Origin of the sequence: Pseudomonas sp. A-B-19 (genome assembly GCF_019947515.1) — a bacterium.
Taxonomy (GTDB): domain Bacteria; phylum Pseudomonadota; class Gammaproteobacteria; order Pseudomonadales; family Pseudomonadaceae; genus Aquipseudomonas.
Map to the genome: position 1 here is coordinate 1 of NZ_JAGYGN010000003.1, position 26,796 is coordinate 26,796.

Genomic DNA, 26,796 nt, shown 5'->3' on the forward strand with positions numbered 1-26,796 from the left:
AAAAAGGAAGGAAAGTATTAATATCGCGCATAAGAACGCCGGTTTGTTAGATGTGTTTGCTCGCACGAACATCATCAACCAAATCGGCGTTCTTGTTTCTGTGTTTCCCGGGATTCCGTGAAGAACCATAAAAAAGGCGCCCGAGGGCGCCAAACTTCACCTGAACCGAGGGAGCCAGGTGAGGCCGTTCTACTGCAGGAGAGGCAGCGGTGGTAAGGCGCTGCGTGAACGGAAATGGGTAAAGCTGAAAGGTGTGCTGGATGTTCTGGCCTCATCGCGAGCAAGCTCGCTCCCACAGTGGTCGGCAGTGAACCACTTATGTGGGAGCGAGCTTGCTCGCGATGGCAATGTCAGACTCAGCAGATTGATTGAGTGAATTACTGCCCGAGTTTCACCTTGGTCCAGCCACGGGTCATGATCCGCTGGACGGCAATCGGCTGGTCCGGCACGGCATAGAGCGTGGCCATCACCGCTTCCGGCGGGTAGGAGCCCGGATCGTTGCGGATCGCTTCATCCACCAACGGCGTGGCCGCCGCGTTCGCATTGCTGTAGCCGATGTTGTTGGTGATGTCGGCAATCACGTCGGGGCGCATCAGGAAGTTCATGAACAGGTAAGCGTTCTCGACGTTGGCGGCATCGCGGGGGATGGCGAGCATGTCGTAGAAACTGGCGGCGCCTTCTTTCGGGATGCTGTAGTCGATCTTCACCTTGTCCCCGGCTTCCCGGGCGCGGGCCTTGGCCTGCAGCACGTCGCCTGAGTAACCGACGGCCACGCAGATGTTGCCGTTGGCCAGGTCCGAGATGTATTTCGACGAATGGAAGTACGCCACGTTCGGGCGAATCTTCATGAACAGCGCCTGGGCTTGGGCGATGTGCTGTTTGTCCTGATCGTTCACCGGGTAGCCCAGGTAGTGCAGGGCGGTCGGGATCATTTCAGTCGGTGAATCGAGGAAGCTGATGCCGCAGGCTTTGAGCTTCTCGGCGTTTTCCGGTTTGAACAGCAGGTCCCAGGAGTTGGTCGGGGCATTGGCGCCGAGCACTTCCTTGACCTTCTGCGGGTTGAAGCCGATGCCGATCGAGCCCCACATGTACGGGATGGCGTAGGCGTTATCGGGATCGCTTGCCGAGGCGTTCTTCAGCAGCACCGGATTGAGGTTTTTCCAGTTCGCAAGCTTCGACTTGTCCAGTTCCTGATAGACGCCGGCCTTGATCTGCTTGGCCAGGAAACTGTTGGACGGCACGACGATGTCGTAGCCGGATTTACCCGCCAGCAGACGTGCTTCAAGGGTTTCGTTGCTGTCGAACACATCGTAGGTCACCTGGATGCCGGTCTCGTCCTCGAACTTCCTGACGGTGTCCGGGCCTATGTAATCGGACCAGTTGTAGACGCGCAGAACCTTGTCATTGGCCTGGGCAACCGTGGCGATTGCGCCCAATAAGGACAGTGTCAGCAGAGTCCTGCCAAACATTTTCATCGGTACAACTCCATTTCTTTTTTATTCAAAAACACAATGCAAAATCACAGTGAATCTGTGGCGAGCGAGCTTGCTCGCGCTGGACTGCGCAGCAGGCCCATCTTTTGGGGCCGCTTCGCGACCCAGCGGGAGCAAGCTCCCTCGCCACAAAGAGCGAACCACAGTGCCTTAGGCGGTGGCTGCGAGCATTTTCTTTTCAGGTTGCTGCCAGGATTCGCTGGCGGTCTGGTCCATGGCTTCCTGGATCGCACGCTTGCGGCTTTCTTCGGCACGACGGCTGAAGAACCAGACCATGAAGGTCACGATCGACACCGCCAACAGGATCAGGCTGGCCACGGCGTTGATCTCGGGCTTGACCCCCAGACGCACCGCCGAGAACACTTCCATCGGCAGGGTCGTGGAACCCGGACCCGAGACGAAGCTCGCCAGCACCAGGTCATCCAGCGACAGCGCGAAGGACATCATGCCGCCCGCTGCCAGCGACGGGGCGATCATCGGGATGGTGATCAGGAAGAACACCTTCCACGGCTTCGCGCCCAGGTCCATGGCCGCCTCTTCGATGGACAGGTCCAGCTCGCGCAAACGCGCCGAGACCACCACCGCCACATAGGCCGCGCAGAACGTGGTGTGGGCAATCCAGATGGTGACGATGCCACGTTCCTGCGGCCAGCCGATCATCTGCGCCATGGCCACGAACAGCAGCAACAGCGACAGACCGGTGATCACCTCAGGCATCACCAGTGGCGCGGTGACCAGGCCACCGAACAGGGTGCGGCCCTTGAAGCGCGTAATGCGCGTCAGGACGAACGCCGCCAATGTACCCAGTGCCACCGCCGCCACCGCCGTGTAGCAGGCGATTTCCAGCGAGCGCACCACTGAGCCCATCAACTGGCTGTTGTCGAGCAGGCCGGCGTACCACTTGATCGACCAGCCGCCCCACACCGTTACCAGTTTGGAGGCGTTGAACGAGTAGATCACCAGGATCAGCATCGGCGCGTAGATGAATAGCAAACCCGCTATCAGCATGAAACTTGAGAAACGGAAGCGCTTCATTCTTTACCCTCCATTTCCTTGGCCTGACTGCGGTTGAACAGAATGATCGGCACAATCAGGATCGCCAGCATCACCACCGCCAGGGCAGACGCCACCGGCCAGTCACGGTTGTTGAAGAACTCCTGCCAGAGCACTTTACCGATCATCAGGGTTTCCGGACCGCCGAGCAGTTCCGGGATCACGAACTCGCCCACCACCGGGATGAACACCAGCATGCAGCCTGCGATGATGCCGTTTTTCGACAGCGGCACGGTGATTTTCCAGAAGCTGTTGAAGGTGCTCGAGCCCAGGTCCGACGCGGCTTCCAGCAGGCTCTGGTCGTGCTTGACCAGGTTGGCATACAGCGGCAGGATCATGAACGGCAGGTAGGAATAGACCACGCCGATGTAGACCGCCAGGTTGGTGTTGAGGATCTGCAGCGGTTCGTCGATCCAGCCCATGCTCATCAGGAAACCGTTGAGCAGGCCGTTGTTGCTGAGAATGCCCATCCACGCATAAACACGGATCAGGATCGCGGTCCAGGTCGGCATCATGATCAGCAGCACCAGCACCGTCTGCACTTCCTTGCGGGCAACGGAGATGCCGTAGGCCATCGGGTAGCCGATCAGCAGGCAGAGGATGGTGCTGAAAAGCGCCATCTTCAACGAGCCGAGGTAAGCGGCGATGTACAGCTCGTCACCGGCCAGCATCGCGTAGTTGCCCAGGTTAAGCAGCAACTGCAGCTTCTGCTCGGCGTAGCTGTAGATTTCGGTGTACGGCGGAATGGCCACGTCCGCTTCGGCGAAGCTGATCTTCAGGACGATGAAGAACGGCAGCATGAAGAACAGGAACAGCCAGATGAACGGAATGCCGATGACCATCTGACGGCCACCGGGAATTATTCGATTGAGTCGACGCTTGAATTTGCGCATGTTCATGAGCGAAGCACCACGCCGCTGTCGTCTTCCCAGTACACGTAGACCTGATCACCCCAGGTCGGACGCTGCCCGCGACGCTCGGCGTTGGCCACGAACGACTGCACCAGCTTGCCGCTTGGCAGTTCGACGTAGAACACCGAATGGCCGCCGAGGTAGGCGATGTCGTGGACCTTGCCGCTGGACCAGTTGTACTGGCAGGTCGGCATGTTGGCGGTGACCAGCAGTTTTTCCGGACGGATCGCGTAGGTAACCGACTTGTCCTGCACCGAAGTGCTGATGCCGTGCCCGACGTAGATCTGACGATCCAGGTCTTTGCAGGTAATGATCGCGTGGCCTTCGGCGTCGTCGATCACTTCGCCTTCGAAGATGTTCACGTTGCCGATGAATTCGCAGACCAGGCGGCTGGTCGGGGTTTCGTAGATGTCGATCGGACTGCCGATCTGGGCAATCCAGCCCAGGTGCATGATCGCGATGCGTTCGGCCATGGTCATGGCCTCTTCCTGGTCGTGGGTCACCATCACGCAGGTCACGCCGACGCGCTCGATGATCTCCACCAGCTCCAGCTGCATTTGCGAACGCAGCTTCTTGTCCAGTGCGCCCATCGGTTCGTCGAGCAGCAGCAATTTCGGACGTTTGGCCAGGGAACGGGCCAGGGCCACCCGCTGACGCTGGCCGCCGGACAGTTGGTGCGGCTTGCGCTTGGCGTACTGGCTCATCTGTACCAGCTTGAGCATGTCGGCCACCCGCGCATCGACTTCAGCGGCCGGCAACTTGTCCTGCTTGAGGCCGAAGGCGATGTTCTGCGCCACGGTCATGTGCGGAAACAAGGCGTAGGACTGGAACATCATGTTGATCGGCCGCTCATAGGGCGGCATGTCGGTGATGTCTACGCTATCGAGGAAAATGCGCCCCTCCGTGGGCCGTTCGAAACCTGCGAGCATGCGCAGCAACGTGGACTTGCCCGATCCCGAACCGCCGAGCAGGGCGAAAATTTCGCCTTTCTTGATTTCCAGGGACACATCGTCCACGGCAATCGTCTCGTCGAACTTCTTCGTGACCCGGTCGATTTTGACCAGCACCTGTTTAGGTGACTGGTCGCCCTCGAGGGCTTTCTTATAGGCGCCGGAGGCAACTGCCATTTACGAAACTCCCAACAAAATTTTCAGTTCGCTCAAGGTGAGCCTTGAAACTATTTACCCGACTTGACCTTGGTCCAGCTGCGGGTCATCAAACGTTGAATATTCGGCGGCAGCTCGACCGACACGTAGGTCTTGTCGAGCACCGCTTGCGGTGGGTACACCGCTTCGTCGGTGCGAATGGACTGTTCCATCAGTTTGTCCGAACCCGGGTTAGGGTTGGCATAGCCGACGTAATCACTGACCTGGGCAATCACCTCAGGCTTCAGTAAATAGTTGATGAAAGCGTTGGCCTGCTTGACGTTGGTCGAGTCCTTCGGAATCGCCAGCATGTCGAACCAGAGTGCGCCGCCCTCTTTCGGGATCGAGTAGGCGATGTTCACGCCTTTCTTGGCTTCTTCGGCGCGATTCTTCGCCTGGAAGATGTCGCCAGAGAAACCGATCGCCACGCAGATATCGCCGTTGGCCAGATCCGCGATGTATTTCGAAGAGTGGAAGTAGGTCACGTAAGGCCGCACCGCGAGCAACTTGGCTTCGGCCTTTTTGTAGTCTTCAGGGTTGGTGCTGTTGGCATTCAGGCCCATGTAGTTGAGTACTGTCGGCATCATTTCATCGGCGGAGTCGAGGAAGGCTACACCACAGCTTTGCAGCTTCTTGATGTTTTGCGGCTCGAACAGCACGCCCCAGGAATCGATCGTGTCGACGCCCAGCACAGCCTTGACCTTGTCGACGTTGTAACCGATGCCATTGGTGCCCCACAGGTACGGCACGGCGTACAGGTTGCCCGGATCGTTCTGTTCCAGGCGCTTGAGCAGCACCGGGTCAAGGTTCGAATAATTCGGCAGCTGCGATTTGTCGAGCTTCTGGAATGCCCCGGCCTTGATCTGTTTGCCGAGGAAGTGGTTCGACGGCACGACCACGTCATAACCGGTACGCCCGGCCAGCAACTTGCCTTCCAGGGTTTCGTTGGAATCGAAGACGTCATAAACCGGCTTGATGCCGGTCTCTTTCTGGAAGTCGGCCAGGGTGGTTTCACCGATGTAGTCCGACCAGTTATAAATATGCACGGTGCCGGCGGCCTGGACACTGACAGCAATCGTCAGCCCGGCGCCGACCAGCATGGCTTTGCGCAAGAAAGAAAAAACAGGCAAGTGGAGGTCCTCTGAAATTAGTTGGGCCCAAGTTGCCCCGCGCTACATGACAACCGTGGTTGCCCGGCAACAAAACCGGCGCGCAACTTACCCTCGAAAAACCGTTCCAGCAAAACTTTTGTCATTTAATTCAACCTGTTGCCGCCACCGCGCAGGTGGCGACAACAGGCTGTTACATCAAACCGGCTTATTTACCGGATTTGATCTTGGTCCAGCTGCGGGTCAATTCCCGCTGAGTCGCCGCTGGCAGGTCGGCGATGGCATACAACTTGGCCAGCACATCGGCTGTCGGGTAGATGCCTGGATCGCTGGTGATGTCTTTGTCGACCAGAGGTGTTGCAGCAGCGTTACCGTTCGGGAAGCGTACGGCGTTGGTGATACCGGCCATGACTTCAGGCTTCTGCAGGAACGTCATGAACTTGTAGGCGCCCTGAACGTTCTCGGCATCCTTGGGAATCGCGACCATGTCGTAGAAGGTGCCAGCGCCTTCTTTCGGAATGGCGTAGCTGACTTTGACCTTGTCACCCGCCTCTGCGGCACGGGACTTGGCCTGCTGAACGTCACCCGAGTAGCCGACCGCTACGCAGATGTTGCCGTTGGCCAGGTCCGAGATGTACTTGGACGAGTGGAAGTAGGTGATCGAAGGACGAATCTTGAGGAACAGTTCCTCGGCTTTCTTGATGTCTTCTTTCTTCTGGCTGTCGGTTGGCAGGCCCAGGTAGTGCAGCGCGACCGGGAGCATTTCGGTCGGCGAATCGAGGAAACTCACACCGCAACCCTTGAGCTTGGCGATGTTTTCCGGTTTGAGCAGTACGTCCCAGGAGTCGATGGTATCGACGCCCAACGCAGCCTTGACCTTCTCCGGGTTGTAACCGATGCCGATCGAGCCCCACATGTACGGGAAGGCGTGCTTGTTGCCAGGGTCACTGACCGAAACGGCCTTGAGCAGATCCTGGTTCAGGTTTTTCCAGTTAGGCAGCTTGGACCGGTCCAGCTCCTGATATACGCCGGCCTTGATCTGCTTGGCCAGGAAGTTGTTCGATGGCACGACCACGTCGTAGCCGGACTTGCCCGCCAGCAGTTTGGCTTCCAGGGTCTCGTTGCTGTCGAATACGTCGTAAACGACCTTGATCCCCGACTCTTTCTCGAAGTTCGCGATGGTGTCCGGAGCGATGTAGTCGGACCAGTTGTAGACGTGCAACACCTTGTCATCCGCCTGAACCGCACCCGCCATCATGCCCGCGACGGACAGGGCGAGAAGTGTCTTGCCAGCAAGCTTTTTACCTAATGCCTTCATGCGTCATGCTCCAAATTTTTCTTTTTTGAACCACTTTGTTCAGCGGCCGAACCCTGACAACTGGAACTGTGGCTAGTCTGGCAAGATCCGAGGCGGTCTTTCAAGAAAAGACCGGCCTTTGTGACGGCTTTGAGCGAGAGCGCCGCAGCTCCCTCGCTCAGAGCCTAGCACTTAGCCCTGCAATGCACTCAGGGTCAGGTCAAGGCACTTGCGAGCCTTGGTTACCAGTTCATCGATTTCCGCCGGCGTGATCACCAGTGGCGGAGCGATGATCATGGTATCGCCGACTGCGCGCATGATCAGGCCGTTGTCGAAGCAGAACTGACGGCAGATCATGCCGACGCCCTTGCCCTCGTAACGCTTGCGAGTGGCCTTGTCCTGGACCAGTTCGATGGCCCCCAACAACCCGACCCCACGAACTTCACCCACCAGCGGGTGATCGTTCAGTTCCCGCAGACGCTTTTGCAAATACGGTGCCGTTTCTGACTTCACGCGCTCGACAATTTTTTCGTCGCGCAGGATACGGATGTTTTCCAGCCCCACAGCCGCTGCCACCGGGTGCCCGGAGTAGGTGAAACCGTGGTTGAAGTCACCGCCCTCGTTGAGCACGTCCACCACTTCGTCTCGCACGATCAGGCCGCCCATCGGGATGTAACCCGAGGTCAGGCCCTTGGCGATGGTCATCATGTCTGGCTTGAGGCCGTAGAAATCGCTGCCGAACCACTCGCCGGTACGACCGAAACCGCAAATCACTTCGTCAGCCACGAACAGGATGTCGTACTTGTCGAGAATTTCCTTGATGCGCGGCCAGTAGGTCGCTGGCGGAATGATCACGCCACCGGCGCCCTGGATCGGCTCGGCAATAAAGGCACCGACGTTGTCGACGCCGACTTCCAGAATCTTTTCTTCCAGCTGGTTGGCCGCCCAGATACCGAACTCTTCCGGAGTCATGTCGCCGCCTTCGGCGAACCAGTACGGCTGGGCAATGTGGACGATGCCCGGGATCGGCAGGTCGCCCTGTTCGTGCATGTACGTCATGCCACCCAGGCTCGCGCCGGCCACGGTGGAACCGTGATAGCCGTTCTTGCGGCTGATGATGACTTTCTTTTTCGGCTGGCCCTTGATCGCCCAGTAGTGACGAACCATACGCAGCATGGTGTCGTTGCCTTCAGAGCCGGAACCTGTGAAAAACACATGGTTCATGCCTTCTGGTGCGATGTCCGCGATAGCCTTGGCCAGCTCCAGTACCGGCGGGTGAGCGGTCTGGAAGAACAGGTTGTAGTAAGGCAGTTCGCGCATCTGTTTACTGGCGGCATCGGCCAGTTCATCGCGACCATAACCAATCGCGACACACCACAGGCCAGCCATACCGTCGAGGATCTTGTTGCCTTCGCTGTCCCAGAGGTAAACGCCCTTGGCATTGGTGATGATCCGCGGGCCTTTTTCTTTCAGCTGCTTGAAGTCGCTGAACGGAGCCAGGTGGTGATCATTGCTCAGGGTTTGCCATTCACGGGTTTGCGGATTGTTGCTGGTCATACGAATCTCCTAAAACAATCAGGTGAAGGCGCCGCCAGGCAGCGGCGGCGCCCGGCGTATCAGACGGCAAAGAGCAGGAATTCCCTTTCCCACGAACTGATCACGCGCTTGAAGTTTTCATGCTCGGCCCGCTTGACCGCGACGTAGCCACTGATGAAATTTTTGCCCAGGTAACGTTCGATGGTCGCGCTGTTTTCCATGCGTTCCAGCGCGTCTTCGATGGTCAGCGGCAGGCGCAGGTTGCGGCGTTCATAGCCACGCCCCACCACCGGTGCACTCGGGTTCAGGCCTTCGACCATGCCGATGTAACCGCAGAGCAGGCTCGCGGCAATCGCCAGGTACGGGTTGGCATCGGCGCCCGGCAGGCGGTTTTCCACCCGACGGTTCTGCGGCCCGGCATCCGGCACCCGCAGGCCCACGGTGCGGTTCTCTTCGCCCCATTCCACGTTCACCGGCGCCGAAGTGTCCGGCAGGAAGCGACGGAACGAGTTGACGTTCGGGGCGAACAGCGGCAACAGCTCGGGGATGAGTTTCTGCAAGCCACCGATGTGGTGCAGGAACAGCTGGCTCATGGTCCCGTCTTCATTAGAGAAGATGTTCTTGCCGGTCTCGATGTCGATGATGCTCTGGTGCAGGTGCATGGCGCTGCCCGGCTCGCCGGTCATCGGCTTGGCCATGAAGGTCGCGGCCACATCGTGCTTGAGCGCAGCTTCGCGCATGGTGCGCTTGAACACCAGGATCTGGTCGGCCAGGGACAGGGCATCGCCGTGACGGAAGTTGATTTCCATCTGTGCGGTGCCGTCCTCGTGAATCAGCGTATCGAGGTCCAGGTCCTGCAGTTCGCACCAGTCATAGACGTCTTCGAACAGCGGATCGAATTCGTTCGCCGCTTCAATGGAGAACGACTGACGACCGATTTCCGGACGACCGGAACGACCGATTGGCGGTTGCAGCGGGTAGTCCGGGTCGTCACTGCGCTTGGTCAGGTAAAACTCCATTTCCGGCGCCACGATCGGCTGCCAGCCCTTGTCGGTATAGAGTTTCAGGACTTTCTTGAGCACGTTGCGTGGCGACAGCTCGATCGGGTTGCCTTGCTTGTCGTAGGTATCGTGGATGACGATGGCGGTCGGCTCGATGGCCCACGGCACCAGGTACACCGCGTTCTGGTCGGGACGGCAGATCATGTCGATGTCGGCCGGGTCGAGCAGTTCGTAATAGATGTCGTCTTCGACGTAATCGCCGGTCACGGTCTGCAACAGCACGCTTTCTGGCAGACGCATGCCTTTTTCGGCGATGAATTTGTTGGTCGGCGAAATCTTTCCCCGGGTAATCCCGGTCAAGTCGGCGATCATGCATTCGACTTCTGTGATCTTGTGGTTTTTCAACCAATCAGTGAGCTGGTCGAGGTTGTTACTCATAAATGCCTCTAGGCTTGAGTTGTCTGACCCTTTGAAGGTCAGGCGTTGTTTGACGCATCGGCGTCGCGTTGTAGAGCGTTTGCGCGGCAGATTATCGTGCTTGCCGACATGGCTGCGCAGGCCGGGCGTGCAGAATCGCGAGCGGTGTCCTGAACGATGGTCAGGCCGCTATTGTGAATCGGTTCTATATTGAATGGAGTAACCGTAATGGGGGGGCCATCGCGACCGTCCAGAATATCGGACGGGGACGGTCGAACCGTCAGGGACGCAAGGATCACCGCAACCGCCGAGGCCAAGGAACGGACGGACGTGTCATCACTGATGTGATAAACATGCCGACCGACCTGTCTTGAGCAGTCGGTGACGCCGATTATCGGCAGGCGAGACATGAAGCACCCCGGTATTATTGCTGTTATGGGTTTGATTCGAGCTTAGCCTTGTTCATTTTTTTACACAACACCCCCGTAAAAAATACAACACGGCCCGCTCAAGCCTGCGGGCGCCATAGGGGCTCAAGGCATAAAAACGCCCCAAATCGCCTCAAAAAAGCCATACGAGCGCTTTTTTAGGGCAAAAAAGGCCTCGCTTGACTTCGGCATGCCGTTCGGGTTGACTGGAATCTGAAAAGATCAATGATTGATATTTTTAACAACAAAGGTGTTGCATCATGTCGGTACCCCCGCGTGCCGTTCAGCTTAACGAAGCGAACGCGTTCCTTAAGGAACATCCTGAGGTTCTGTACGTTGACCTTCTGATTGCGGATATGAATGGTGTGGTGCGCGGCAAGCGCATCGAACGCACCAGCCTCCACAAGGTTTACGAGAAAGGCATCAACCTGCCGGCCTCTCTATTTGCTCTGGATATCAATGGCTCGACGGTGGAAAGCACCGGTCTGGGCCTGGACATCGGTGATGCTGACCGAATCTGCTATCCAATCCCCGATACCCTATGCAACGAGCCATGGCAGAAGCGCCCGACCGCGCAACTGTTGATGACCATGCACGAACTCGAAGGCGAGCCATTCTTCGCCGACCCGCGTGAAGTGCTGGCCAATGTGGTGCGCAAGTTCGACGACATGGGCCTGACCATCTGCGCCGCGTTCGAACTGGAGTTCTACCTGATCGACCAGGAGAACGTGAACGGTCGTCCGCAACCACCTCGCTCGCCGGTTTCCGGCAAACGTCCGCACTCGACACAGGTCTACCTGATCGACGACCTCGACGAATACGTCGACTGCCTCCAGGACATTCTGGAAGGTGCCAAGGAGCAAGGCATCCCGGCCGACGCCATCGTCAAGGAAAGTGCCCCGGCGCAGTTCGAAGTCAACCTGCACCACGTGGCCGACCCGATCAAGGCGTGCGACTACGCGGTCCTGCTCAAGCGCCTGATCAAGAACATCGCCTACGACCATGAAATGGACACCACCTTCATGGCCAAGCCTTACCCAGGCCAGGCGGGTAACGGTCTGCACGTCCACATCTCGATTCTCGACAAAGACGGCAAGAATATTTTTGCCAGTGAGGATCCCGAGCAGAACGCCGCACTGCGTCACGCGATCGGCGGTGTGCTCGAGACCCTACCGGCGCAGATGGCCTTCCTCTGCCCGAACGTCAACTCGTATCGTCGTTTCGGTGCACAGTTCTACGTGCCGAACTCGCCGTGCTGGGGCCTGGACAACCGCACCGTAGCGATTCGCGTACCGACCGGTGCCGCCGATGCCGTACGCATCGAACACCGTGTGGCCGGCGCCGATGCCAACCCGTACCTGCTGATGGCTTCGGTCCTGGCGGGCGTGCACCACGGCTTGACCAACCAGATCGAGCCGGGCGCCCCGGTGGAAGGCAACAGCTACGAGCAGAACGAGCAGAGCCTGCCGAACAACCTGCGCGATGCACTGCGCGAGCTGGACGACAGCGAAGTCATGGCCAGGTACATCGATCCGAAATACATCGATATTTTCGTGGCCTGTAAAGAGAGCGAGCTGGAGGAGTTTGAACACTCCATCTCCGACCTCGAGTACAACTGGTACCTGCATACCGTTTAATCGGTTGCAGTAAAAAACGCCGCCGGCTGTAAAAGCCTGCGGCGTTTTTTTATGGCAGCCTGCGGCGGTTCGCTGGCAAGCCAGCTCCAACAGGAGGAATGCATTCAATTGTAGGCGCTGGCTTGCCAGCGAAGGCACCTGGGCAGACAACACGCAACCCGACTCGTACAATGCCCGCTGCCCCGCAGGAGACTTCAATGACACGCGTAGCCAGCCCCCGCAAACCCCGCGCACGCAGCCAGGCCCGGATCGATTCGATACTCGACGCCGCCCGTACACTGCTGGCCGCCGAGGGCGTGGCCAGCCTGTCGATCTACAGCGTTGCCGAGCGCGCGGAGATTCCGCCCTCCTCGGTCTACCATTTTTTTGCCAGCGTCCCGGCCTTGCTCGAAGCGCTGACCGCCGACGTCCATGCGGCCTTCCGCGCCTGCCTGCAAGCCCCCATCGATCACCTCGCCTTGAACAGCTGGCGCGATCTGTCGCGACTGGTGGAACAACGCATGCTCGACATCTATGCAGAGGACGCTGCCGCCCGCCAACTCATTCTGGCCCAGCACGGCCTGACCGAAGTCACCCAGGCCGACCGCCAGCACGACATCGAACTGGGCGACCTGATGCACAAGCTGTTCGACCATCACTTCGAGCTGCCGACATTGCCCAGTGATGTCGATGTGTTCGCCCTGGCCATGGAGCTGGGCGACCGGGTGTATGCGCGCTCGGTGCAGCAGCACGGGCAGATTACGCCGCGCATGGCCGAGGAAGGGATGCGGGTGTTTGATGCTTATGTGGGGTTGTATTTGCCGCCGTATCTGCCCAAGCGTGCGATCTTTTGATCTTGACGAATAAAAAAACCCCGAAGGGCTCAAACCCTTCGGGGTTGTTGTTTACGCATGCGGCTTACAACTTGGCGATCGATACCTCGGTGGATTTCACAAACGCGATCACTTCACTGCCGACGGCCAGTTCCAATTCCTTGACCGAACGCGTGGTGATCACCGAAGTGACGATGCCGGACGCGGTCTGCACGTCGATTTCCGACAGCACGTCGCCGAGGACGATTTCCTTGATGGAGCCCTTGAACTGGTTGCGAACGTTGATGGCCTTGATTGTCATGATGTTGATTCCTGTCGTTGGATAAAACTTGAGTTATTGAGCCCAACGCAATTGCGTGGGCAAGGGTGAAACAGGTTCCGGTTCCGGCGGCTGGCCGGGCAGCGCCAGCACGCGATTGAGCACTTCGGTTTCCAGCGCCGCCAGTCGATGGGAGCCTCGAACGCGAGGACGCGGCAGTTCCACGTGCAGGTCGAGTCCGATTTCACCGTCTTCGATCAGGATCACCCGATCGGCAATCGCTACGGCTTCACTGACGTCATGGGTCACCAGCAATACCGTGAAGCCATGCTGCTGCCAGAGCCGTTCGATCAGTTGCTGCATTTCAATTCGGGTCAGGGCATCCAGAGCACCCAGGGGTTCGTCGAGCAACAGCAGGCGCGGCTGATGAATCAGCGCACGGGCCAGAGCCACACGTTGTTTCTGTCCACCGGACAGCGCGGCCGGCCACTCGTGGGCGCGATCGGCCAGGCCCACCGCGTCCAAAGCTTCAAGCGCCTGCGGCCGCCAGTTGCCCTTGAGACCCAGACCGACGTTGTCGATGATCTTTTTCCAAGGCAGCAAACGCGCCTCCTGGAACATCAGCCGTGTGTCCTCCCGCGCGTCACTCAATGGCGCGGCACCGGCGAGCAACTCACCGCCGGTTGGTTGATCGAGGCCGGCGAGCAAGCGCAGCAAGGTACTTTTGCCGCAGCCGCTACGACCGACCACGGCGACAAACTGGCCCGCCGGAATGTGCAGGTCGATCTCACGCAGCACCTGCCGCGAGCCAAAGGTTTTTTGCAGTTTGCGCACCGCCAGCGGAATGCCGCGCAGCAGGCGTGGAGGTTGCTCTGCGATCATGCCGCACCTCCCTTGGCAACCTGATACGCCGGGTGCCAGCGCAGCCACACACGCTCTAGCCCACGGGCCGCGAGGTCGGCCAATTTGCCGAGCACCGCGTACAACAGAATCGCCAGCACCACCACGTCAGTCTGCAAGAATTCCCGGGCATTCATGGCCAGATAGCCGATGCCGGAACTCGCGGAGATGGTTTCCGCCACGATCAACGTCAGCCACATGAAGCCCAGGGCGAAGCGCACGCCGACCAGAATCGAAGGTAGCGCCCCTGGCAGGATCACCTGCCAGAACAGGCTGAAACCGCTCAGGCCATAGCTGCGCGCCATCTCCACCAGCGCCGGATCGACGTTGCGGATGCCGTGATAGGTATTGAGGTAAATCGGGAACAACGTGCCCAGCGCCACCAGGAAAATCTTTGCCGACTCGTCGATGCCAAACCACAGGATCACCAGCGGAATCAGCGCCAGGTGCGGCACGTTGCGGATCATCTGCACCGAACTGTCGAGCAGGCGCTCGCCCCACTTCGACAGGCCGGTGATAAAACCCAAGGTCAAACCGATGCCGCCGCCAATGGTGAAACCCAGTGCGGCACGCCAGCCGCTGATGGCCAGGTGCGTCCAGATTTCGCCGCTGCGCACCAGGCTCACGCCGGCTTCGATCACGGCGATCGGCGCTGGCAGAATCCGTGTCGACAACCAGCCCGCCGACACACTCAACTGCCAGACCGCCAGCAGCAACACCGGCAACGCCCAGGGCGCCAGGCTGTGGATGATTTTCTTCATGACCGCGCCTCAGCTCTGGGACGCGGCTTTGGGCAGAATGTCGTTGGCGACCATCTCGCCGAACGGGCTGACGTAACCGGCACTTTTCGGCAGTTCTGGACGCTCGACATCGAGGTGTGGGAACAGCAGTTCTGCGACCCGGTACGACTCTTCCAGGTGTGGATAACCGGAGAAAATGAACGTGTCGATGCCCAGGTCCGCGTACTCCTTCACGCGGGCCGCCACGGTCGGACCATCGCCCACCAGCGCCGTACCGGCACCGCCGCGCACCAGACCGACACCGGCCCACAGGTTCGGGCTGACTTCCAGATTGTCGCGGCTACCTCCATGCAATGCGGCCATCCGTTGCTGACCGACCGAATCGAAACGCGCCAGCGAAGCCTGGGCGCGGGCAATGGTGTCGTTGTCCAGATGGGAGATCAGTCGATCCGCGGCTTTCCAGGCCTCCTCGTTGGTTTCGCGCACGATCACATGCAGGCGAATGCCAAAGCGCACGGTGCGCCCGAGCTTGGCGGCTTTGGCCCGAACCTGCTCGATCTTCTCTGCCACCGCTGCCGGTGGTTCGCCCCAGGTCAGAACCATTTCCACCTGCTCTGCCGCGAGGTCTTGTGCCGCATCCGACGAGCCACCGAAGTACAGCGGCGGACGTGGTTGCTGGATCGGCGGATAGAGCAGTTTCGCCCCCTTCACGCTGATGTGCTGGCCGTCGTAATCGACGGTTTCGCCTTCCAGCACACGGCGCCAGATGCGGGTGAATTCCACCGAGGCCTGGTAGCGTTCTTCGTGGCTGAGGAACAGACCATCACCGGCCAACTCTTCCGGATCACCACCCGTCACCAGGTTGAACAACGCACGGCCGCCGGACAGACGATCCAGGGTCGCGGCCTGACGCGCCGCCACCGTCGGAGAAATGATCCCGGGGCGCAGAGCGACAAGGAACTTCAAGCGCTGGGTCACCGGAATCAGCGATGCCGCCACCAGCCAGGAGTCTTCGCAGGAGCGGCCAGTCGGAATCAGCACCCCGCCAAACCCCAGGCGGTCAGCGGCTTGCGCGACTTGTTGCAGGTAACCGTGATCGACGGCGCGGGCGCCTTCGGCGGTACCAAGGTAATGGCCGTCGCCGTGGGTAGGCAGGAACCAGAAAATATTGAGGCTCATGGAGTGGTCTCCTTGGGGAGTCGAATTATTGGGCTTTGGTTACCGAGCTTTGGGCCACGACAGCCGGCGGCGTCCAGATCACGTCTTTGATGCTCAGAGGCTTGGGAATCAGCTTGAGCTGGTAGAAGCTGTCGGCGATTTTCTGTTGCGCGGCGACCACTTCCGGGGTGAGGAACAGCGCGCCGTAACCCTGGCGTTTTACCGAGGTCAGGGTGACGTCCGCTGGCAGACCGAGCAGTGGTGAAACCTGTTGGGTCACCTCTTGCGGGTTAGCCCTGGACCACTCGCCCACTGCGCGCACTTCTTCCACCAGGGTCTTGATCACTTCAGGATTTTTTTGCGCGTAAGGTTTGGTCGCCAGGTAGAACTGATGGTTGTCGACGATGCCCTGGCCATCACGCAGGGTGCGCGCTTGCAGCTGTTGTTCGGCCGCTGCCTGGTACGGGTCCCAGATGACCCAGGCGTCGACGCTGCCACGTTCGAACGCAGCCCGGGCATCGGCCGGCGGCAGGAATACGGTCTGGATGTCGGTGTATTTGAGGCCGGCGTCTTCCAGTGCGCGCACCAGCAGGTAGTGCACGTTGGAGCCCTTGTTGAGCACGACTTTCTTGCCCTTGAGCTCTGCCACCGATTTGATCGGCGAGTCCTTCGGCACCAGGATCGCCTCACTGTGCGGCGCTGGCGGTTCATAGGCGACGTAGAGCAGATCGGCACCCGCTGCCTGGGCAAACACCGGAGGCGTTTCGCCGGTCACACCGAAATCGATGGAGCCGACGTTCAGGCCTTCGAGCAACTGCGGACCACCGGGGAATTCAGTCCATTGCACGTCCACGCCTTGGGCGGCGAGGCGTTTTTCCAGGGTACCTTTGGCTTTGAGCAGCACCAGGGTGCCGTATTTCTGATAGCCGATTCGTAATGTCTCGGCCTGAGCTTGAGTAATGGCGCCGAAGGTGACAGCCGCAGCAAACAGAGCGACCAGACCACGACGCAAAATGACAGGGCGCATGGCGCTCTCCTTTTTGCAGTTGGGTTTTGGCTGCACCTGCTTGCCCGTTGGCGGGCGAGTAAGGCCAGTACTTCAGTTGTTTCGGTGAGGCTTAAATGCTCCAGCGAGCACTCAACAAACGTTCATTCAACAGGCCTGGATCGAGCGGCCCGGGCCGTCGCGCCATGGCTGCGCAAAACTGCTCCAACGCTTCATACAAACGTTGCTCCAGCTCCGGCGCCAATTGCGCCAGGGCGCTGCCTTCGCCGTAAGCGATCTGGCTGTCGACGGCGAAAATGCCCTGCAGCATTTCCTGGGCCTTCAAGGCCGACAGCACCGGTTTGAGCGCGTAATCCACCGCCAGCATGTGGGCGATGCTGCCGCCCGTGGCCATTGGCAAAACCACCTTGTGGCTCAAGGCGCGTTCGGGCAGCAGATCCAGCACGACTTTCAGTGCTCCGGAAAACGATGCCTTGTAAACCGGTGTGGCAATCAGCAGGCCATCGGCGTTTTCAATCTGTTGCAACAAGGCGATCACCTTGGGGCTGCCGAAGCGTGCGTGCAGTAAGTCCTCGGCCGGGAAGTCCCGTACCTGATAACTCACCACTTCCACGCCCTGCTCTTGTAACCATTGCCGGGAGCGATCCAGCAGCACCCCGGAACGAGAGCGCTGACTGGGACTGCCACCGAGTGAGACAACCAACATTCAGACGATTCCTTGCACGGTGCTGGCGATTCGCGGTTTGCGATCTCGCTTCGATGGAGTGACCTTAACAGCTGATTTATATATCCATAAATCATATTTATTCATTTGGTTATGCATTAAAGAGATATGCAATCCGGTTCCTTCCAGACAAAAAACAGGCCGTCGAAACGGCCTGCAAACCCCCTGCTTTGTGGGTATACATCTTGAATTCTGTTGCGCCTGATCCGCCGCCATCGCGAGCAAGCTCGCTCCCACAGGGGTACGCGGTCAACTGTGGGAGCGAGCTTGCTCGCGATGGCGGCATCAGCTACGCCGAAAATGCTGAAGACTTACCGATTGGGCTGCGGCGTCAGGCGCAAGTATGGCTTGACCACCCGATAGCCCTTGGGAAAACGCTGTTTGATTTCATCCTCATCCTTGAGCGACGGCACGATCACCACCTCATCACCGTCCTGCCAATTGGCCGGTGTGGCCACCTTGTAGTTGTCGGTGAGTTGCAACGAGTCGATCACCCGCAGGATTTCGTTGAAATTGCGCCCGGTGCTCGCCGGGTAGGTGATGGTCAACCGGACCTTTTTGTTCGGGTCGATCACGAACAGCGAGCGCACGGTCAGGGTGTCGTTGGCGTTGGGATGGATCAGGTCGTAGAGGTCCGAGACCTTGCGGTCGGCGTCGTCGAGGATCGGGAAATTGACCACGGTGTTCTGCGTCTCGTTGATGTCCTCGATCCACTTGTGATGCGACTCCACCGGATCCACCGACAAGGCGATGGCCTTGACGCCACGCTGGGCGAATTCATCCTTGAGCCTGGCGGTGAAACCCAATTCGGTGGTGCACACTGGCGTGAAATCCGCCGGATGGGAAAACAGCACACCCCAGCTATCGCCCAGCCACTGATGAAAACGGATGATGCCGGCGCTGGAGTTCTGTTCGAAATCGGGGGCGATATCGCCAAGTCTGAGACCCATGATGCTGCTCCTTGTGAGTGCTTGATGGGCTCAACTGTGCCTGTGTTTTTTATTCATTAAAAAGAATAAATACTGATCTATTTAGATCATATAGAAATATTAAAGATCTGTTCACTGGACGTGCACGCACAACCCGCCGAACATCGGCCACGAGGTTCGAGAAGGCCTTGAGTTGCTGCAAAGAGGGAACTTCAAGGCGGGATTACGGGGGTGAACCCGTCTTGAACATGTAAAGGCCCCGCCCGGTGCAATACCGGGCGGGGCTTTTTTTGTCTCGGTTACGCGAGCGCTATTACAGCAGCGGGATCGAGTAGCTGAGGATCAAGCGGTTTTCATCCTGGGAACGAGTGTTCGGCAGATCGGTACGCCATGTGGCGTTTTTCCACATCAGGCCGAGGTTCTTCAGCGCACCGGACTGAACGACGTAACCCACTGTCAGGTCGCGTTCCCACTCAGAGGCGCCATTGGCCGCCTCGCCGCCCTTGGCATTAACGGTATCGATATTGTCACCGCGCAGGTACACCAGGCCTGCCGTCAGGCCAGGTACGCCGACCGTGGCGAAGTCATAGGAGTAACGTGCAAGCCATGTACGCTCGCCGGCACGGCCGAACTTCTGGATTTGCGAATCGGTGATGGTGTAGTTCGACGAACCGTCGCCCTGGTTCAGCCAAGGGAAATCGCTGCTGCCGTTGCTGACCTGGTAACCGGCGCCGAAGGTGTGTCCGGCAACGGAGTACAGGAACAGGCCGCTGTACAGGTTGTTGTCGACCTTGCCTTTACCGTTGGCTGCACCGCTGTAGTTGCCAGTGGTGAAGAACAGTGGGTCGTGGCCGTTGGCACCGTCGTCGGAGCTGTTGAAGTAACGCAAGTCCGACTTCAATACGCCAGGGCCGATAGCCCAGTTGTGCACCAGACCCAGGAAGTGTTGTTTGTAGAACTCTTCCAGGTTGCCGTAGTAGTACTGGGCAGTCAGGTCCTTGGTGATCTTGTAGTCGCCGCCGGCATAGATGAACTTGTTGCTGTCGCGGAATTTGGTGCCGCGAGTGTTTGCGCCCGAAATCGACATCTGCTCATTGTTGCTGGAGTTACGGCCTTTGACGGCTTCGATCTGACCACCGATCAGGGTCAGGTCCTTGATGTCGCTGGAGCTGATCTGGCCACCCTGCCAGGTTTGCGGCAACAGACGACCGTCGTTGGTCACGATCACCGGCAGTTTTGGCTGCAGGGTTCCCAGCTTCAGTTCGGTCCGGGAAACCCTGGCTTTAGCGGTCAGGCCCAGGCTGGAGAAATCATCAACCGCCTCACCGTTGGATTTGCTCGGGAAAACCGTGCCACCGTAAGAGGTCGCCGTGGCGCCATTAGTGCCACCGCCCGAATCCAGTTTGACGCCCAACAGGCCGATCGCATCGATACCGAAGCCGACGGTGCCCTGGGTGTAACCCGAGATGAAACGCAGATCGAAGCCTTGGCCCCATTCTTCGTTTTTGTTCGGGCCAGTGCCGTCACGGTAATCGGTGTTGATGTAGAAGTTACGTAGCCCCAGTGTTGCCTTGCTGTCTTCGATAAAACCCGCAGCGTTTGCCTGCTGGGCCAATGCCCCGACGGCCACAGCCATGGCCAGGGTGGACTTGTTCATGTTTCGCTCCTCTCGTTTCTAATTCTGATGTTCTGGTCCCGAATCGATTGCCCGGGATCCTGAATGCATAAATTCGCGGCAAACCGTCCAGGCCGGTCATTTGGCGGGCCGCAGGATACGCGGCATTAAATCCATAAAGAATTTCTAAGTATTTTTTAATTCTATTTTGGAATATGGCTTTCCACGGCAGATCCGAGGTATCGGCGGCAAGGCCAATTCCTGTAACTGATCAATTGTCGGGGGGATGAAATTGCCAGATCCGAGCTCAGGGATGAGTGTCGGACAGGTGCACTTTAAAGCGCGGATTAAAAAACCAAAAAGAATAAAAAAGAAACACGACCTTTGTTTATGGAATATAAAACTCGACACGAAAAAAAACCCCGCCAATCGACGGGGCTCTTTTCTTGCGGCAATTACATGAAGCTGTAGGTGTAGTTGAAGATCAGACGGGTCTGGTCTTGATCGAGGGTGCTGGTGTTGCCACGGTAAGTACCGTGACGCAGAGTCGTACCAAACCCTTTCAGTGCGCCCGTTTGAATCACGTAATCAATGCGCGCGTCGGTTTCGTGCTCACTCAGGTCTTTACCAACACCGTTGGTAGCCTTGATGTCCTGGCCATTCAAGTAAGCAATCGAAGCTTTCAAGCCTGGTACGCCCAGGGAGGCGAAGTCATAGGAGTACTGACCGAACGTGGTGTTTTCACCGGCACGGATAAAGCTGCCAACCGTAGCGTCGGTAAACGAGTAGAAGCTCGCGCCGCCGGCACCTTCAGGATTACCGTTGCTATCGACAAGGTTGCCTTGGTTCAAGAAAACGAAGCCGCCGTCATCATTGACACGCTGATGCCCGATCAGGAATGCGTTGCCACCCAGGGTATAGGTGAACATGGCGCTCCAGGTCTTGTTATCGACCACGCCCTTTTCCTTGGCGAAGCCATTGTTGTTGTTGAACTGGAAGCCCGGATCACCGTTCTTGCCATCGGAGCTGCTGTCGAAATAACGGATATCGGTCTTGAACGACTGATTGGCCGCGATTGGGTAGACGTGCACCAGACCGAGGAAGTTCTGCTTGTAGAAGTCTTCCAGGTTCGCATAGTAGTACTGCAGCATCAGGTCTTTGGTGACCTTCCAGTCAGCACCGCCGTAGAGGAATTTGTTGCTGTCCTGAGTAGCGCCAGCCACAGACAGGCCAGTGGAGTTCGAGGAGGCGCGACCCGACGCATGCTCAAGTTGACCAAAGTTGAAGGTCACATTGTCGATTTCTTTGGAGGTGATGGTGCCACCTTCAAAGGTCTGTGGCAGCAGACGGCTGTCGTTCGCGATCAGGATCGGCAGGTTAGGTGCCAGAGCGCCACCCAAGTGGGCTTCGGTCTTCGAGAAGCGCGCCTTGACGTTGCCATCCAGACGGCTGAACTCGTCGGCCGCCTCATTGCCATCGCTAGGGAAGAATGAGTTGCTGTTACCGGTCGGGTGATGCCCCTTGCCACCATCCAGGTGGATACCTACGAGTGCCTGGGCATCGATACCGAAGCCGACAGTACCCTGGGTGAAACCCGACAGGTAATCGAACTTCAGACCCTCAGCGGTTTCTCGCTGACGGTTGGCAGGAGTGCTCGCACCTTCACGCATATCGGCGTCGTAATACATGGTGCGAGAGCTGATGGAAGCCTTGCTGTCTTCCAGGAAACCGGCGGCGCCTGCCTGCTGCGTCAATACCCCAACGGTCACGGCCAGAGCCAAGGTGGACTTGTTCATTGTGTAGCTCCTCTCGATTCTAATTCTTGTGTTCCTGGTCTCGAGTCGACGCCCGAAATCCTAAGATGCGCGATTAGCGCCAGAGCGTGACCCACAAGTCAATCGTAACCATGTGTGTCTACGACCATAGTCTAATCCCTCCGGTTTTTTGGTCCCTGCAGGGTCATGAATTCGTCATACCCCTGAAAAGAATTACCCGATTCTTTTCTAATACCGTTTAGGAATTTAGCTCCCCACGCCCTAATCACCCAGAATAGACGGTTTGGCTCATGAGCTAATTCATAATCGGTATTTGCTTTCGCCTTTTTAGATCGATTAGTTTCTGACGTAATTCGGAAACAAATCTTATACAGAAAGGCGGTTCCATGACGTCCAAACGCGCACTATCCGGATCAATTGTTACAATTTGTGTATCGCTCGCATTTTCTTTCACCGCGCGTGCGGCGAAAGAAAATGCGAAGTTTGGGCAGGAGTGAATGTAAAACCATGTGGCGAGGGGGCTCACCGCTACAGCATCACAAGGCTTTTTCGAAAATCTTCGAATTACGCTGATAGTTGTACAGCGACGCCCGCGCCGACGGCAGGCGATCGACGCTGCTGGGTTCGAAGCCACGTTCGCGGAACCAGTGCGCGGTGCGGGTGGTGAGGACGAACAAGGTTTTCAACCCCTTAGCCCGCGCGCGGTTTTCAATGCGTTCCAGCAGCTCATCGCCGCGACCGCCATGGCGGTACTCCGGATTCACCGCAAGGCACGCCAGCTCGCCCGCGTCCGAATCGGCGATTTGATACAGCGCCGCACAGGCGATGATCATGCCTTCGCGTTCAACCACACTGAACTGCTCGATTTCGCGTTCCAGCACCTCACGGGAACGGCGCACCAGGATGCCCTGCTCTTCCAGCGGACTGATCAAGTCCAGCAAACCACCGACGTCTTCAATGGCCGCTTCGCGCACCACCTCGAACTGTTCCTGGGCGACCAGGGTGCCGCCACCGTCGCGGGTGAACAGCTCGGTCAACAGTGCACCGTCTTCGGCGTAACTGACGATATGGCTACGAGCCACGCCGCCACGGCAAGCTTCGGCCGCGGCATCGAGCAATTCTGCCTGATAGTTGCTGCCCAGCCGCTGCAGATGCGCCGGCACTTGCTGTGGACGCAGTTCGCGCACCAGGCGCCCGTGTTCGTCGATCAGGCCCAGGTCAGCGCCGAACAGCAGCAGCTTGTCCGCGCCCAGATCGATGGCCGCGCGCGTGGCGACGTCTTCGCAAGCGAGATTGAAAATCTCCCCGGTCGGCGAATAGCCCAGCGGCGACAGCAACACGATGGAGCGCTCGTCCAGCAGACGGTTGATGCCCTTGCGGTCGACCCGGCGCACTTCGCCGGTGTGGTGATAGTCGACGCCTTCGAGCACGCCGATCGGGCGTGCCGTCACCAGGTTGCCGCTGGCCACCCGCAGGCGTGAGCCCTGCATCGGCGACGAGGCCATGTCCATCGACAGGCGAGCCTCAATGGCAATGCGCAACTGGCCGACTGCGTCGATCACGCACTCCAGGGTCGCGGCATCAGTGATGCGCAGGCCGTGGTGATAATGCGGGGTCAAGCCGCGGGCAGCGAGGCGCGCTTCGATTTGCGGCCGGGAACCGTGAACCAGCACCAGACGCACACCCAGGCTGTGCAACAGCACCAGATCGTGGACGATATTGCCGAAGTTCGGGTGTTCAACGCCGTCGCCGGGCAGCATGACGACAAAGGTGCAATCGCGGTGGGCGTTGATGTAAGGCGAAGCGTGACGAAGCCAATTGACGTATTCGGGCATGAACCTGGGCCTGTAATAAATAGCAGCCGAAAAAAGGGCGAAACTGAAAGCGCACAGCGGGCTGATGGTTATCGTCGGAACAGGCTTGGCGACACGCGAGCACTCCTCATGAATACGGGTTTGGGTACCGGTAATTTATACGGCTTGTCAGGCAAATCACAGACCCTGTGTAGGAGCGAGCTTGCTCGCGATGAACGCAAGGAAGACGCGCCCATTCAGAAAGATCGCGTAATCGTTGACGCCCTTCGCGAGCAAGCTCGCTCCTACAGGTCAGCGGACTGTCAGGCAGTAATGTTCGATCAGTTGCCTTAATAGATGCACCGTAGGCTGCAAACGTGACATTTCGAGGTATTCCCCCGGCTGATGGGCGCAGGCGATATCACCCGGACCAAGCACCAGCGTTTCACAGCCAAGGCGCTGAAGATAAGGTGCTTCGGTACCGAACGCCACTGCTTCGGCGCTGTGACCGGTGAGCTTTTCGGCAAGGCGCACCAACTCGGCGTCCTCGACCTGCTCGAACGGCGGCACTTCGGGGAACAACGGCGCGTAATCGATCTTGACCTGATGCCGCTCGGCAACCGGCTTGAGCTTTTGCAGGATCTCGGCGCGCAGGACCTTGGGGTCCATGCCGGGCAACGGCCGCAAATCGAATTCCAGCGAACACTGGCCGCAGATGCGGTTGGGGTTGTCGCCGCCATGGATACAGCCGAAATTCATCGTTGGTGTCGGCACGCCGAATTGAGGATTGCGGAATTCGCGCTGCCATAACAAGCGCAGGCCACGCAATTCACCGATGGCATCGTGCATGGCTTCCAGGGCGCTATGGCCCAGGCGCGGGTCAGAGGAATGACCGCTCTGCCCGAGGATGTCGATGCGCTCCATCATGATGCCTTTGTGCATGCGGATCGGTTTGAGCCCGGTCGGCTCGCCAATCACCGCCGCCCGCCCCAGTGGTCGCCCCGCTTCGGCCAGCGCGCGGGCGCCGGACATCGAGCTTTCTTCATCACAGGTGGCGAGAATCAGCAACGGCTGTTTGAACGGTTGGTCGAGCAGCGGTTTGACCGCCTCGATCGCCAGGGCGAAAAAACCCTTCATGTCGCAACTGCCCAGGCCGATCCAGCGACCGTCGACTTCAGTCAGCTTCAACGGGTCGGTTTGCCATAGCGCACCGTCGAACGGCACGGTGTCGCTGTGCCCGGCCAGCACCAGGCCGCCGGGACCGGAACCGAAACTGGCCAGCAGGTTGAACTTGCCGGGGCTGACTTGCTGGATCTCGCAGGTAAAACCCAGTTCACCGAGCCACATTGCCAGCAGGTCGATGACCGGGCCGTTGCTTTGATCGAGACTGGGTTGGGTACAGCTGACCGACGGTGCAGCGATCAACGCAGCGAATTGTTCTTTCATCGACGGCAATGGCATCGCTGACTCCCGGCACCCGAATTGAGAACCATCATAGAACCAACCGATGACAGGAATAAACCGTCTCGGCGCGTACTAACCTTGAGTCCTGTACACTGCACGACCTTGGCAGCCACACATTCCCCCGGCTGCGCTCCCGATCCTGGATTTTCCGGCCATGCAGAAAGAAACCGAAATCAAACTCCGCGTCAGCCGCGAAACCCTCGCCGCCCTGCGCGAGCACCCGTTACTGAAAAAGCGCAACAAAAGTGGCTGGGAACGCCGTGAGTTGATGAACCAGTACTTCGACACGCCCGAACGCGACCTGGCCCAGGCCAAAGTCGCCCTGCGCCTGCGCAAGGATGGCGACGACGTGATTCAGACCCTCAAGACCCGCGGCCAGAGCGTCGCCGGTCTGTCGGTGCGTAACGAATACGACTGGAACCTGCCCAAAGCCAAGCTCGACCTGAAGAAACTCGACGGCGAATGCTGGCCCGAGGAGCTGGCCGAGCTTGACAAGAAAACCCTGAAGCCGATCTTCACCACCGACTTCGTCCGCGAACGCGCGGAAATCGCCTGGGGTCGTGGCAAGACCAAAGTGGTCATCGAAGCCGCGCTGGACCTCGGTCACGTGGTGGTCGGCAAGCAGAAAGAAGAAATCTGCGAGCTGGAACTGGAACTGCGCGAAGGCGAGCCGGCCGCGTTGCTGGAGCTGGCCGCCGAACTGGCCGAGAAGCTGGCTTTGATGCCGTGCGACATCAGCAAGGCCGAGCGCGGTTATCGCCTGTACGACGCCCACAGTTACTCGTTGAGCCTGCCGGCGCCGCAAATTACCGCCGAAACGCCGCTGGACGACGCGTTCGCCGCGCTGAGCTGGCATTTGCTGGGCAGCAGCCAGCGTCTGGCCGAACAGTATCGCTTCAATGGTCACTGGCGCCTGTTGCAGGACTGGGTCGAGAGCCTCGCGGAAATGCGCGCACTGATCAGCAGCCTGGGCCAGGCCGCTCCGCGTCAGTCGACCCACGACCTGCGTATCGCCCTCGATGCCTTGCTGGAAGACTGGCGTCCGCTGGTCCAGGCCGGCATCGAAGATGAAGACGTGCGCAAAGCCGCGCCCGAGCAGTTTCTCGAAGAACTCGAGGACCCGCGCTGGGGCCTGTTCTCCCTGACCACCTCGCGCTGGCTGCTGGCCCGCACCTGGGCCGCCGATCGCAACACCCGTGGCAATCGCCAGGGCGCTGCGCAACTGGGCAGCTGGTTGCCGCGCCTGCTGGGTGAAGAAGCCAACTCGCTGCAATTACAGCGCTACCAGCAACAACCGGAAGACCTGGCCGAGCAACTGCCGCGCATCGAACGCATCCAGGTCTGGCTGCACCATGCGCGTAACATACTGGAGATCCCGGAAATGGATCGCCTGTACGGTGAGCTGAACAAACTGGCGCAACTGGCCAACGAATCGATCACCGACGAAGTCCTGGATGCGCGCAAGCAGCAGGCGATTGCGGTGTATCAGAACCGTGCCTGGAAGATGCTGTTGCGTCTGTAATAGCGCCATCGCGAGCAAGCTCGCTCCCACAGGATCTGTGTCGGATCACGCATCGTGTTCCAACACAAAACA

At 58.7% G+C, this 26,796-nt stretch carries 22 protein-coding genes; 3 read left to right on the forward strand and 19 right to left on the reverse strand.

Features of this window, described 5'->3' with window-relative positions; genetic code table 11:
- Positions 1-377: 377 nt before the first annotated feature.
- From KGA81_RS03815 to KGA81_RS03850, 8 genes are all read right to left on the reverse strand, one after another.
- On the reverse strand, positions 378-1,475 hold the full coding sequence (locus KGA81_RS03815) for a polyamine ABC transporter substrate-binding protein (protein WP_223544642.1): 1,098 nt from the start codon (positions 1,473-1,475) through the stop codon (positions 378-380).
- A 168-nt stretch (positions 1,476-1,643) separates the two neighbouring features.
- The gene (locus KGA81_RS03820; RefSeq protein WP_223544643.1) at positions 1,644-2,528 is read right to left on the reverse strand and encodes an ABC transporter permease subunit; all 885 of its coding nucleotides are present in this window, start codon (positions 2,526-2,528) and stop codon (positions 1,644-1,646) included.
- Positions 2,525-3,406 (reverse strand): ABC transporter permease subunit, encoded by an 882-nt coding sequence (locus KGA81_RS03825; RefSeq protein WP_317850772.1) that lies wholly within the window; start codon positions 3,404-3,406, stop codon positions 2,525-2,527. The genes KGA81_RS03820 and KGA81_RS03825 overlap by 4 nt, the downstream gene beginning before the upstream one ends.
- Before the next feature lie 35 nt (positions 3,407-3,441).
- Positions 3,442-4,584, reverse strand: a complete 1,143-nt coding sequence (locus KGA81_RS03830; RefSeq protein ID WP_223544645.1) for an ABC transporter ATP-binding protein — start codon at positions 4,582-4,584, stop codon at positions 3,442-3,444.
- Positions 4,585-4,634: 50 nt separating this feature from the next.
- Positions 4,635-5,732: a polyamine ABC transporter substrate-binding protein gene (locus tag KGA81_RS03835; RefSeq protein ID WP_317850769.1), complete on the reverse strand. Its 1,098-nt coding sequence runs from the start codon at positions 5,730-5,732 to the stop codon at positions 4,635-4,637.
- 187 nt (positions 5,733-5,919) lie between these two features.
- Positions 5,920-7,029 (reverse strand): polyamine ABC transporter substrate-binding protein, encoded by a 1,110-nt coding sequence (locus tag KGA81_RS03840; RefSeq protein ID WP_223544646.1) that lies wholly within the window; start codon positions 7,027-7,029, stop codon positions 5,920-5,922.
- 171 nt (positions 7,030-7,200) lie between these two features.
- Entirely contained in the window at positions 7,201-8,565 is a 1,365-nt protein-coding gene (locus KGA81_RS03845; RefSeq protein WP_223544647.1) for an aspartate aminotransferase family protein, read from the reverse strand.
- A 59-nt stretch (positions 8,566-8,624) separates the two neighbouring features.
- Positions 8,625-9,983 carry a glutamine synthetase family protein gene (locus KGA81_RS03850; RefSeq protein ID WP_223544648.1) on the reverse strand — a complete coding sequence of 453 codons (1,359 nt, stop codon included), beginning with the start codon at positions 9,981-9,983 and terminating at the stop codon, positions 8,625-8,627.
- 667 nt (positions 9,984-10,650) lie between these two features.
- On the opposite strand from KGA81_RS03850, the gene KGA81_RS03855 reads away from it, so the two are divergent.
- Positions 10,651-12,027 (forward strand): glutamine synthetase family protein, encoded by a 1,377-nt coding sequence (locus tag KGA81_RS03855; protein WP_223544649.1) that lies wholly within the window; start codon positions 10,651-10,653, stop codon positions 12,025-12,027.
- Positions 12,028-12,224: 197 nt separating this feature from the next.
- Positions 12,225-12,860, forward strand: a complete 636-nt coding sequence (locus KGA81_RS03860) for a TetR/AcrR family transcriptional regulator (protein WP_223544650.1) — start codon at positions 12,225-12,227, stop codon at positions 12,858-12,860.
- 64 nt (positions 12,861-12,924) lie between these two features.
- Here the strand turns inward: KGA81_RS03860 and KGA81_RS03865 are convergent, their stop codons facing one another.
- From KGA81_RS03865 to argE, 11 genes are all read right to left on the reverse strand, one after another.
- Positions 12,925-13,140, reverse strand: coding sequence for a molybdopterin-binding protein (locus tag KGA81_RS03865; RefSeq protein ID WP_007967989.1), 216 nt, complete (start codon positions 13,138-13,140; stop codon positions 12,925-12,927).
- A gap of 33 nt (positions 13,141-13,173) precedes the next feature.
- Complete coding sequence (gene ssuB, locus KGA81_RS03870; RefSeq protein WP_223544651.1) at positions 13,174-13,980, reverse strand: aliphatic sulfonates ABC transporter ATP-binding protein; 807 nt, start codon at positions 13,978-13,980, stop codon at positions 13,174-13,176.
- Entirely contained in the window at positions 13,977-14,759 is a 783-nt protein-coding gene (gene ssuC, locus KGA81_RS03875) for an aliphatic sulfonate ABC transporter permease SsuC (protein ID WP_057712846.1), read from the reverse strand. The genes ssuB and ssuC overlap by 4 nt, the downstream gene beginning before the upstream one ends.
- 9 nt (positions 14,760-14,768) lie before the next feature.
- Positions 14,769-15,917: an FMNH2-dependent alkanesulfonate monooxygenase gene (gene ssuD / locus KGA81_RS03880; RefSeq protein ID WP_223544652.1), complete on the reverse strand. Its 1,149-nt coding sequence runs from the start codon at positions 15,915-15,917 to the stop codon at positions 14,769-14,771.
- Between the two features lie 25 nt (positions 15,918-15,942).
- On the reverse strand, positions 15,943-16,923 hold the full coding sequence (locus KGA81_RS03885; protein ID WP_223544653.1) for a sulfonate ABC transporter substrate-binding protein: 981 nt from the start codon (positions 16,921-16,923) through the stop codon (positions 15,943-15,945).
- A 91-nt stretch (positions 16,924-17,014) separates the two neighbouring features.
- Complete coding sequence (ssuE, locus tag KGA81_RS03890) at positions 17,015-17,608, reverse strand: NADPH-dependent FMN reductase (protein ID WP_223544654.1); 594 nt, start codon at positions 17,606-17,608, stop codon at positions 17,015-17,017.
- A gap of 329 nt (positions 17,609-17,937) precedes the next feature.
- The gene (locus tag KGA81_RS03895; protein ID WP_223544655.1) at positions 17,938-18,576 is read right to left on the reverse strand and encodes a peroxiredoxin; all 639 of its coding nucleotides are present in this window, start codon (positions 18,574-18,576) and stop codon (positions 17,938-17,940) included.
- 292 nt (positions 18,577-18,868) lie between these two features.
- Positions 18,869-20,212, reverse strand: coding sequence for an OprD family porin (locus KGA81_RS03900; protein ID WP_223544656.1), 1,344 nt, complete (start codon positions 20,210-20,212; stop codon positions 18,869-18,871).
- 413 nt (positions 20,213-20,625) lie between these two features.
- The gene (locus tag KGA81_RS03905; protein WP_223544657.1) at positions 20,626-21,966 is read right to left on the reverse strand and encodes an OprD family outer membrane porin; all 1,341 of its coding nucleotides are present in this window, start codon (positions 21,964-21,966) and stop codon (positions 20,626-20,628) included.
- A gap of 515 nt (positions 21,967-22,481) precedes the next feature.
- Positions 22,482-23,780, reverse strand: coding sequence for an amino-acid N-acetyltransferase (argA, locus tag KGA81_RS03910; protein WP_223544658.1), 1,299 nt, complete (start codon positions 23,778-23,780; stop codon positions 22,482-22,484).
- Positions 23,781-24,050: 270 nt separating this feature from the next.
- On the reverse strand, positions 24,051-25,199 hold the full coding sequence (argE, locus tag KGA81_RS03915) for an acetylornithine deacetylase (protein ID WP_223544659.1): 1,149 nt from the start codon (positions 25,197-25,199) through the stop codon (positions 24,051-24,053).
- A 157-nt stretch (positions 25,200-25,356) separates the two neighbouring features.
- Here argE and KGA81_RS03920 point away from each other — a divergent pair, with 157 nt between their 5' ends.
- Entirely contained in the window at positions 25,357-26,724 is a 1,368-nt protein-coding gene (locus KGA81_RS03920; protein ID WP_223544660.1) for an inorganic triphosphatase, read from the forward strand.
- Positions 26,725-26,796 lie beyond the last annotated feature (72 nt).

Excerpts from the sequence above, each read along its gene's own strand:
- ssuD (WP_223544652.1), bottom strand. The coding sequence starts at position 15,917 with ATGAGCCTCAATATTTTCTGGTTCCTGCCTACCCACGGCGACGGCCAT.
- KGA81_RS03840 (WP_223544646.1), bottom strand. The coding sequence starts at position 7,029 with ATGAAGGCATTAGGTAAAAAGCTTGCTGGCAAGACACTTCTCGCCCTG.
- KGA81_RS03845 (WP_223544647.1), bottom strand. The coding sequence starts at position 8,565 with ATGACCAGCAACAATCCGCAAACCCGTGAATGGCAAACCCTGAGCAAT.
- argA (WP_223544658.1), bottom strand. The coding sequence starts at position 23,780 with ATGCCCGAATACGTCAATTGGCTTCGTCACGCTTCGCCTTACATCAAC.
- argE (WP_223544659.1), bottom strand. The coding sequence starts at position 25,199 with ATGCCATTGCCGTCGATGAAAGAACAATTCGCTGCGTTGATCGCTGCA.
- KGA81_RS03920 (WP_223544660.1), top strand. The coding sequence starts at position 25,357 with ATGCAGAAAGAAACCGAAATCAAACTCCGCGTCAGCCGCGAAACCCTC.
- ssuB (WP_223544651.1), bottom strand. The coding sequence starts at position 13,980 with ATGATCGCAGAGCAACCTCCACGCCTGCTGCGCGGCATTCCGCTGGCG.
- KGA81_RS03900 (WP_223544656.1), bottom strand. The coding sequence starts at position 20,212 with ATGAACAAGTCCACCCTGGCCATGGCTGTGGCCGTCGGGGCATTGGCC.
- KGA81_RS03865 (WP_007967989.1), bottom strand. The coding sequence starts at position 13,140 with ATGACAATCAAGGCCATCAACGTTCGCAACCAGTTCAAGGGCTCCATC.
- KGA81_RS03820 (WP_223544643.1), bottom strand. The coding sequence starts at position 2,528 with ATGAAGCGCTTCCGTTTCTCAAGTTTCATGCTGATAGCGGGTTTGCTA.
- KGA81_RS03850 (WP_223544648.1), bottom strand. The coding sequence starts at position 9,983 with ATGAGTAACAACCTCGACCAGCTCACTGATTGGTTGAAAAACCACAAG.
- ssuC (WP_057712846.1), bottom strand. The coding sequence starts at position 14,759 with ATGAAGAAAATCATCCACAGCCTGGCGCCCTGGGCGTTGCCGGTGTTG.
- KGA81_RS03815 (WP_223544642.1), bottom strand. The coding sequence starts at position 1,475 with ATGAAAATGTTTGGCAGGACTCTGCTGACACTGTCCTTATTGGGCGCA.
- KGA81_RS03905 (WP_223544657.1), bottom strand. The coding sequence starts at position 21,966 with ATGAACAAGTCCACCTTGGCTCTGGCCGTGACCGTTGGGGTATTGACG.
- KGA81_RS03885 (WP_223544653.1), bottom strand. The coding sequence starts at position 16,923 with ATGCGCCCTGTCATTTTGCGTCGTGGTCTGGTCGCTCTGTTTGCTGCG.
- ssuE (WP_223544654.1), bottom strand. The coding sequence starts at position 17,608 with ATGTTGGTTGTCTCACTCGGTGGCAGTCCCAGTCAGCGCTCTCGTTCC.
- KGA81_RS03860 (WP_223544650.1), top strand. The coding sequence starts at position 12,225 with ATGACACGCGTAGCCAGCCCCCGCAAACCCCGCGCACGCAGCCAGGCC.
- KGA81_RS03855 (WP_223544649.1), top strand. The coding sequence starts at position 10,651 with ATGTCGGTACCCCCGCGTGCCGTTCAGCTTAACGAAGCGAACGCGTTC.
- KGA81_RS03895 (WP_223544655.1), bottom strand. The coding sequence starts at position 18,576 with ATGGGTCTCAGACTTGGCGATATCGCCCCCGATTTCGAACAGAACTCC.
- KGA81_RS03830 (WP_223544645.1), bottom strand. The coding sequence starts at position 4,584 with ATGGCAGTTGCCTCCGGCGCCTATAAGAAAGCCCTCGAGGGCGACCAG.